We start from the raw sequence: 524 nt of genomic DNA on the forward strand, positions 1-524 counted from the left end.
GGGGCGCGGCTCAGGGATCGAGCTGCGCGGTCACCCGGTCGGAGAAGGCGGTCATCCGGGTGTAGACCCCCGGATAGCCCGGCTCGGCGCAGCCGATGCCCCAGGAAGTGATCCCTGCCAGGACGCCCCCGACGAGCAGGGGACCGCCGCTGTCGCCCTGGCAGGTGTCGACGCCGCCGGAGGGGTGTCCGGCGCACACCATGTCGCTCGCGACGAAGTCGGAGCCGTAGGCGTTCTGGCACTCCGCGTCGGACGTGATGGGCACCGTCGCGGTCCGCAGCTGGTTGGAGGAGGGGCCGTTCACGGCGGTGGTGCCCCAGCCGAGGACACGGGCGGTGGTGCCGGGCGTGTACACGTCGGTGTCGGCGGGGGAGACGTACTTCGCCACCGCGTACGGCATCGGGGTGCTCAGGGTGAGGACGGCCACGTCGCCTCCCCCGGTGGCGCCCAGATACCCCGGGTCGACCCAGATGCGGCTGACCTCGCTGACCGTGCCGTCGGTCCCGTCGAGGAAGGTGCGCCCG

General features: G+C 72.9%; 1 protein-coding gene. It reads right to left on the bottom strand.

Features of this window, described 5'->3' with window-relative positions; genetic code table 11:
• Positions 1-10: 10 nt before the first annotated feature.
• A partial coding sequence (locus CCN35_RS23120; protein ID WP_143631767.1) for a serine protease occupies positions 11-524 on the bottom strand: 514 nt, incomplete at its 5' end.

The organism is Streptomyces thermovulgaris (assembly GCF_002155915.1).
GTDB classification, from domain to species: domain Bacteria; phylum Actinomycetota; class Actinomycetes; order Streptomycetales; family Streptomycetaceae; genus Streptomyces; species Streptomyces thermovulgaris.